Below are 8,514 nucleotides of genomic sequence, written 5' to 3'. Positions count from 1 at the left end.
TAAAAGCATCTATCACGATAAATGAGCTATCACTTTTAGGAAAAGTAAACCTGAACTGTGCGCTGCGCTCGGTAGGGGTGATCTCTGTAGTCACATCGTGATCTGCCAAATAAACACTGTAATAATACGGCTTCACAATTTCTGCTTTATGTGAAAACCAGCTCTGTCGACCGTTTTGCGTCACCTTCATGTGCCCGGTTTCAGGCATGATGGCAAATTGGCCGTAGTCGTTCATCCACGGTGAAGGCTGGTGCGTTTGCTTAAAACCCTTGATCTTATCGGCGCTGTACATATACTGCCAGCCATCGCCCATTTTACCGGTTTGCGGCGTCCAAAAATTCATACCCCATGGCAGGGCTATGGCAGGATAAGTGTTACCATTGGAGAGCGATGGCTTTGATTGCGTGCCCATGAGCGGATTGATCAGATCGACAGGTGACGACACCTTTTCTTGTGCCGAAAGTGCTGCCGGTAAAAAGGCAAACGCCAGGAGGAGTAATTTTTTCATTTATTATTTTGGGTGCTTTATTTGCAAATCACTGTAAGGACAATTTTTTTGAGCGAATTACGCAATCTCTTTTCAAAAAAACTTCCGCACATGAAATTTCATGTACGGAAGCATAAACCAACTCTCTCTCAAAAAAGAACCTTTTACCATTTAATACTCACCTTAATGCCATCCGGGCTGTTGGCAAAGCCCAGGTATAAGGTTTTTGATGATTTATCCCATGAGGATTTTACATCAGTAATGGTTTTTCCTTCGCTGTCGGTAACTACTGTTTCCTTTGGTTGTGCGGGTAACAGGATCCGGGCGCTGTTTAATGTTTTTATAGGGCTTTTGGCTACAAACGTGTAACTGCTTTCTGTTACCACTTCGTCATAAACCCTTGAGGCCGACGCCAGTACTTTTGGCTGTTTTTTATCCGCAACGCGCTTAATTACATATAATAAGGCCTGCTCATTAGGGTTGATCGTTTTTTCGGCGAGCACGGGCAATTGCGGATCGAACAGATCGATAACGGGGCCTTTTACCACATATGGTTTGCTATCGGCATTTTCATCCATTACCGAAACAACATCATACGGGCCACGCTCCAGGTACATGCTGTTCTTAAATTTCAACTTACCACCATCGGCATCTTTTTCATAAGCCTGTTTTACCAGGTTAATGAAAGTTTCATCATTATTGGCCTGCATTACAAACTCTTTAGGGTTTTGCCTCAATACGTAAACCGCTCCTTTACCAACAGCAAAACGCTGGCTGTCGCCGGTTGGGCTTACTCCCAATAGTTTAAACAGGTGCTGTGATGGCGCTTTGAAATTATTGCCTTTTGTATCCCACCATTCCATTACTGATTGGTACGGATCATCATCTCTACCAACATAAACCAGTACACCGCCTTGTTTAACCCAGGCAGCCAGCTGCTCATGAATTTCGGCCGATACGGGTTTCATGTTGGAGTAGCTCATCACCAAAACTTTGATATCCTTAAGCGATGCCGCGTAGCCCAGGTTTTCCATGTGCACGGTTTGTACCGGTACGCCACGTTTTACCAAAGGCAGGGTTTGTCCGTAAAAATTGGAAAACTGCGGATCCTCAAAACCATTGTGCGTAGGAAAACGCTGGAACATCAATGTATTGCTCATCAGCACACCGATACCGTTAACACCTGATACCTTATTGCTTGAAACAGGCATATCATTAAGTGCATTCACCATGATCTGCATCTGGGTTGAATAAAACTGCGGGATCAGTATTTTTTCATTAGTGCCCAATACAGGGTAAGGATGGGTGTAGATCCTTTCGGGCCATGGCATTACCTCGTAATCGGCAACCATTGGGTATAACAACTTGGCGGTAAAGGTAGCCTGGTAGTTGCGTTTGTAATCGCTCCAGTCGTGTATGCGGTCTTCAATCGGGTCGGTCAGGAAAAACACTTTCCTTCCGGTTGGGGCTGTCATAGATACTACCGAACCATATTCAAGGAAGGCGTTTTCAAATACCCGTTCTTTTTCTTTACCATTAAAGTAAGTAGGCTCGCGCGAAGTGCCGGTCCAAACCTGGGCAATGTAGCCATCAATGCCCGGCAATGAAGCCAGACTTGCCTCCGGACTAACAATTTGCCATGACGAGTAGTTTACCAGCGAGTGCGTAGCTATGAACACCTTAATGTTCATGCCTTTGCTTTTGCCATACTCTTTGGCGTATGATGATACCTGTTTTATGGTTTCGTAATACAGGTTATATTTCAGTTTGTTGGATAGGTAAGTATTTTCAGGGGATGCATCCTGCGGTTTCCAGGGGAAGCCATAATATTTTTGCCACTGATTTTTAAAGCCGGCGCTGTAACCTGCACGGGCCCAAAACTCAGGCTCTTCTAAAAAGATGTTGGTGATACCCACATCTATCACACGCTTAACCACCGCGGTTTTCATGTACTCGATAAAGGAATCATCCGGCACCACGTAAGGCATATCCTTGCCGTGGAAAATTGTATCGCCTCTTTGTGTTACCTGCCCAACGCCAAGGTGGTTTTTACCATCCCATTTGCCCAAAAAGTAATCTTTGTAATCGCCCCAGGCAATACCGGTCATGAAATTCACATCGTAACCCCGGTCGCGCCATGATTTAACGCGTTGTTCAAAGGTCATATTTGGGTGATCATTGGTGCCATAAACAATGGCAATGTCTGATCGTACATCAATTTCGGGCCTCCAGGGACTGCTGGTTTGAAAAGCAGTTTTCTCTTTCAGGAATGCCGGTTTTGGGTTAGGATCCTGCGCATAAGCGCCGGCAGCAAAGGCAAGTCCGCAACAAAAAAGTAGCGTATTCTTCATAGTTATATTTTATTAAAACTGTGTTTGGGAAGAACCACTCCCTGGCCCCTCCCTCACACAGGTATTCATATTGTTTTACGGAACCTTTACCTCTTTAACGTCGGTATAGTTGTAATAATTAAGACCATAAGAAACCCTTGCACCTACACGTACAAAGTAGCTCCTTTTACCTGGCAGCTTGCCACCAAGCGTAGTAAGACTAAGAGTTTGACCAATAGTTGCATTGGCCGCGTCGCCGCTCAGCTTAGGCGTATAACGGTTATCGTAGTTATTATTGCCTACGTAGTTATTTGAATTGATAAATACAGCTACATCGCTTACGTTTTGCTGAAAATTAGGGTCAGCAGTACCGCGGGTAACTTTAAAGCTGGTAGTTATAGTACCGTCTGCATTCAAAACAGGGTCGCCTGCCCATTCTATCCTCAAAAATGGCTCAACCGAAAAGTTTACGGTGGTTACACCTTTAACATCAACCGTTTGGCTTTTATCAACAATGGTTTTGCCGCTGTTATCAACCTGAACCAATGGCACAAAAGCCCCCTCGGCCGAAATTACATTTTTACCTGCAAACAGTTTGGTGTTTTGATAGGTACCATCCTGGAATGAGGATATATAAAACGGGGTTGGGTTTGAGCTCCAGCTTATCTCCAATAATTTGATACGGGTGCCTGAGCCTTGTTCTGTTTGCAGGCTTTTACCATTCCCGGCATCAGTTACAGTACCCTTTAAGGTAACATCGGGGGCGGCATAATTATCAACCTTTTTGCATGAGCTGCCTGCGGCAACCAATACACTTAATGCTATGCTATAAAATAGTTTTTTCATCTCTCTCTTAAAATTAATAACCCGGATTTTGAATTAAATTCTGGCTTTTCTGGATCTCGCCCTGTGGTATTTGCTCATAGTACCAGCGTACATCAAAAGTGTATCTCGAATTACGCTCGTCCAAACGGGCATCAAAGAAGTACTTACCATCATTAGCCGAATAGAAAGGCATCAGCGTACGGTAAATAGTACTATTTTGTTCTTTATCGGCAACCCTCCAGCGGCGCATATCCCAATACTGTTTGTTTTCGAAGCCAAGCTCTTTTTTACGCTCCTTGCGTACTACGTCGATAGTTAAATTGGCTGTACCTGTTAACAGGTCGGCACCGGCACGTTCACGGATCTGGTTGATCTGGGTAAAGGCATCCTGCAGATAGCTCTTGTCCGACTGGCCAAGCGCGTTTAACTCTACAGCAGCTTCGGCACGGTTAAGCAGTACTTCCGCATAACGCAGCTCAATCCAGGTTTGATCAGAACGGTTTTCCAATACTTCAGATGTCGGTTTATCCGGTACAATGTATTTGCGGATAGAGAAACCAGAAACAGAGTTGGTACCATCGCCTGTAAAATAACCACTTAAACCAGCTGGGTTCATGGTTGTGCCGTTTGGCAGTTTGTACGGGGTTTGGCTGGCGTTGGCCGATTGTACAATGTTATCTGTTGGGTAATGAGCAGTTGAGCCTGCAGGCAACAGCGGACTAATGCCACCTGCCGAAGGGCCGGTATAAATACCTCTGCGGATCTCGATACTTACCCCTTTCATCACATCGCCAGGCAAAACTACAGTTGCCCTTAACCTTGGCTCGGCATTGGCAAATATATCCACAGTATTGGTGTACAGATCGTATTTACCACCGGTTGTAGTTTTGATAGTACCGTCAGAGTTTTTAGGAAAACCATCGAAAAGTTCCACAAAATCTAATGTCGGGTTAACTTCTGATGAGTAACCATTGGCACCCATTAACTGGCGCGGCACATTATATGCGTCATAACCGTGTACCGATTCAGGGTAATGATACTGACGTACAAATATATTTTCAGGGCTCGATGCATCAAAAAACATGTTCACGTAGTTTAGGTACTGCGCGTTTTTATCGCCCGCTGCCCATGCTTTTTTGTATAAGCTGTATTTGCCGTCAACTAATGCAGCGGCATCATAAGCTGCTTTAAAGTAAGTAACCGCTTTTGCCACAGGGATGCCGCAAAGCCTGTTGCCGCTACCATCAACCAATGAGATCTGGTTGTATTTAGCTATTGTACCGGCATAAAGCATAGCCCTTGATTTAAAACCAGCTGCCGCATATTTATTTGCCCTGCCTGCTTGGTTGGTTTCAGGTAAATTGGTGTAAGCATAATCCAGATCGGTGCCTATGAAATCATAGATCTTTTCTTCAGACGAACGGGGGATTTTTAATTCCTCGATGCTTTGCTCAGGATAGTTAAGCACTTTATCAACAAGCGGCACACCACCGTAACGTTTAACCAATGCAAAATAAGTAGCCGCACGCACAAACCTTGCCTCGCCTAACCAGTTATTTATTTGATCCTTAGTAAAGTTACCTGCGTATTTAGGCAGGGTTTCAGAAAAATAGTTAGCGTCCCTGATAACCCTGTAGCAATCGCCCCAGGTTGAAAGGCCTGTGTTTTCCTGCATTGATCCATTCTGGTCACGGCTTAAGGCTTCACCTGTGGTGGCGCTTGTAGGGCTGATGATCCAAAACATATTTAAACCTCTTTCGGGCGAGTACCTGAAATCTTCAATAGGTAATTCGCTGTACAACCGGGACATGTAGGCCTGGATTCCCGCGGCGGTTGCAAAAACGTCATCGTCCTTAACAATGCTCGGGGGCAGGGTATCCAGCTTTTTACATGCCGTTGTCCAGCAAAGTAAAAAAGCCAATATCGTATATGTGTATTTTTTCATGATCTGTAGTGGATTATAGTTTAACATTTACACCGATGGAATAAATTTTATCTAAAGGATATAAATAGCCGTAGTTGGCCGATGGGTGTTCAGGGTCAAGATATTTCAAGCTTGTGATGGTTAATATATTGTACCCGTTCACAAAGATCCTTGCACCCTTAATACCAATTTTTTTAGCGGCACTGGCGGGGATACTGTAACCTATTTCGGCAGATTTTAACCTCACATAAGCTGCACTGTGGATATTTGACAGCGAGTTGGTATTGGCTGTTGTACCGGTAAGCGCAAATGTACCCGGGGTCCATGCGGTATTTGGATCATAAGGATCGGCCTTAGGATCGGTTGGGTGATACCTGTCCATGAACATAGACAGGGCACTGCCACCACCCCATAGCGGGATATTCAATTGTTCGATGTATGATACATTGATACCTGCAGCTCCCTGCCAAACCGTATTGATATCAAAACCTTTGTATGAACCGCCCAGTGTTAAACCAAACGTAGTTGAAGGTACGCTGTAGTTATTGTTACTTACGTTTTGTGCAATAGGGTGTACGTCCTGATCGTTGATGACACCGTCGCCGTTCCAGTCTTGTAAAATATAATCACCAACTACCGCGTTACGTGATACAAACTGCGGGCTGTTCAGGATCTGCTGGTAATTCTGGAACTGGCCGTTGGCACCGTAACCCCAGAATATGTTGTTATAACGATTGTCGTTATTATTATGCCAGTTAAGCTGTGAGTTACCATAAGCAGAGTGTACTTTACTGATCCATTGCGTGCGGGTATAGCCGAATGTACCTTTAACAAAATAGTTAAAGCTGCCTATATGATAACGGTGGTTTATTTCGATATCAAAACCCTGAGCACGGTCGCTGTTAAGATTTTCCTGCGGTAAACCTGCACCTACAACCCCCGGAAGGTTATCGGCACGGGTATCAAGCAAGCCGCTCCTGTCGCGCCTGAAGGCATCAACAGTTAAACCTAACAAACCATTCCATGCCTGCAAATCAATACCGGCATTATAGGTTTTTGCAACATACCAGAAAATGTAAGGGTTAGCTATACCACGGCTTTGGGCACCGTTAACAAAAGTACCGTCAAATACCGAACCCGGAGGCAACCTGTTGTTGTCGCCATCAGCAGGGTAGTTATAACCGGTAAGATATTGATAAGCGTTAAGACCTGCGTCATCACCCAGTTTAGCATATGATAAACGGATCTTCAGGTCGTCAATAAACGAAAGAGCCGATGTATTTTTCCAGAAGTTTTCCTGCGAGATCCTCCAGCCTGCTGATGCACCAGGGAAGAAGCCCCATCTTTTAAGCGGAGAGTTTTTGGAGTTAGCGTCATCCCTGAAGCTAAACTCAACCAGGTATTTCGATTTATAATCATAGTTTACACGACCAACAAATGATTTGGTTACAAAATCATAAGGCCAGCCGCCATCAACCGTAGCAGTTTGATTTAACGCGTTACCCGCCGATAGCTGATCAACCGGCAATGAAAGCTGACGCTGTGCATTGAAGTTATCACCTTTTTGTTCGCTCTCTTCATAAAGTGCTAACGCAGTAATGTTATGTCCGCCCTTAAACTGTTTTGCATAGTTTAATGAAAGCTGCATCAAGGTGCTTGGTTTTTCATAAAACTGGCGGGTGATCGAACCAGGAGTTTGGTTAGCTATAGCCTGGTAAGTATTGCTGTTAGCGTCGTAATTATATTGATTGTATGAACGCTGATAGATCTTATTGCTTGAAAAATAGTAATCATAGTTATACAAGCCTTTAGCGCTTAAGCCCGGTACAAAAGGAACATTGTACGTTGCAGATACCGAAGACTGTAACCATTTATTGGCAATTTGTTTGTAGCCATCAACATTGGCATCGGCCATAGCAACGGGGTTTGAACCATCAACCTCGCCATTGTTCAGGTATGCCGGGTTATTATTGGCATAGATGCTTTGCGTAGGTACCTGCCTCCAGAATGAGCGGATGATCCACCAGGCATCCTGGTAAGGCTGATTTTTTTGTTCAATAGTACCACTCAGATTTACATCAATAGTAAGGTTTTTATTGATTTTGGTAGTAAGGTTTGAGCGCAGGTTATATTTCTTGTAGTTCAGGTCGCCGCTTTTGAAAAAGCCGTCCTGATCGGTAATACCCATACTCACAAAATAGCTGCTATTATCGGTACCGCCTGTAGCATTCAGGTTATGCTGTTGCTGAGGAGCACTGTTAGCAAAAACAGGGCTATACCAGTCGGTACTGGTTTTTGTGCCGTTTTTATAAGCTGCAAAATCGGCATCGGTGTATTTTACCTGTCCGCCGTTAACGTTGTGTAAAAGTTGCTCGTTAACCAGGGTCATGAAATCAACAGCACCAACCGGTTTTGGCATGTACGATGGAATCTGCCAGCCGTAGGTACCTGAATAGTTAAGATCAACCGCACCCTTTTTACCTTTTTTGGTAGTAACGATAACTACACCGTTTGCTGCACGCACACCATAAATAGCCGCTGATGCATCTTTCAATACCGAAACACTTTCGATATCATTAGGGTCAAGCCTTGAAATGTTATCACGCGGAATCCCGTCAATAACCACCAACGGATTGCCAAAGCCACGAATATCAAATGCATTGCTGAATGAACCCGGCTCAGATGTATTCTGAGCGATCCGTACACCTGCTACTTTACCGGCAAGCATGTTCAGCACGTTCTCGTTCTTGGTGGTCACGATCTCGCTGTTAGTAACCGATGCCACAGATCCGGTTACTGTTGCTTTACGCTGGGTACCGTAACCAACCACAACCACTTCATTCATGTTAGTGGCGTTTGGCTGAAGCTTAATACTGATAGTTTTTTGGCTGCCTACATTTACTTCCTGTGCAACGTAGCCCAGGAAACTAAACACGAGCGTTTGACTT

The 8,514-nt window shown here is 44.5% G+C and carries 4 protein-coding genes and 1 pseudogene; all 5 read right to left on the bottom strand.

The genetic code is table 11. The features are described from left to right. A pseudogene (locus VF500_RS21330) lies at positions 1–508 on the bottom strand (glycoside hydrolase family 92 protein); the annotation flags it as partial. 143 nt (positions 509–651) lie between these two features. After that, complete coding sequence (locus VF500_RS21325; RefSeq protein WP_330861616.1) at positions 652–2,838, bottom strand: hypothetical protein; 2,187 nt, start codon at positions 2,836–2,838, stop codon at positions 652–654. Between the two features lie 75 nt (positions 2,839–2,913). Then, complete coding sequence (locus VF500_RS21320; protein WP_330861615.1) at positions 2,914–3,663, bottom strand: DUF3823 domain-containing protein; 750 nt, start codon at positions 3,661–3,663, stop codon at positions 2,914–2,916. 13 nt (positions 3,664–3,676) lie between these two features. After that, positions 3,677–5,587 carry a RagB/SusD family nutrient uptake outer membrane protein gene (locus VF500_RS21315; protein ID WP_330861614.1) on the bottom strand — a complete coding sequence of 637 codons (1,911 nt, stop codon included), beginning with the start codon at positions 5,585–5,587 and terminating at the stop codon, positions 3,677–3,679. Positions 5,588–5,600: 13 nt separating this feature from the next. After that, positions 5,601–8,514: TonB-dependent receptor (locus VF500_RS21310; protein WP_330861613.1), on the bottom strand; the 2,914-nt coding region annotated here is incomplete at its 5' end.

This window comes from Mucilaginibacter sp. (genome assembly GCF_036383575.1).
Classification (GTDB): domain Bacteria; phylum Bacteroidota; class Bacteroidia; order Sphingobacteriales; family Sphingobacteriaceae; genus Mucilaginibacter.
The sequence above is the reverse complement of the archived record's forward strand: the minus strand, read 5'-3'. Positions and strand labels throughout refer to the sequence as shown.

Bases quoted from the DNA above. Each gene is read 5' to 3' on its own strand.
- VF500_RS21325 (WP_330861616.1), bottom strand. From the start codon at position 2,838: ATGAAGAATACGCTACTTTTTTGTTGCGGACTTGCCTTTGCTGCCGGC.
- VF500_RS21320 (WP_330861615.1), bottom strand. From the start codon at position 3,663: ATGAAAAAACTATTTTATAGCATAGCATTAAGTGTATTGGTTGCCGCA.
- VF500_RS21315 (WP_330861614.1), bottom strand. From the start codon at position 5,587: ATGAAAAAATACACATATACGATATTGGCTTTTTTACTTTGCTGGACA.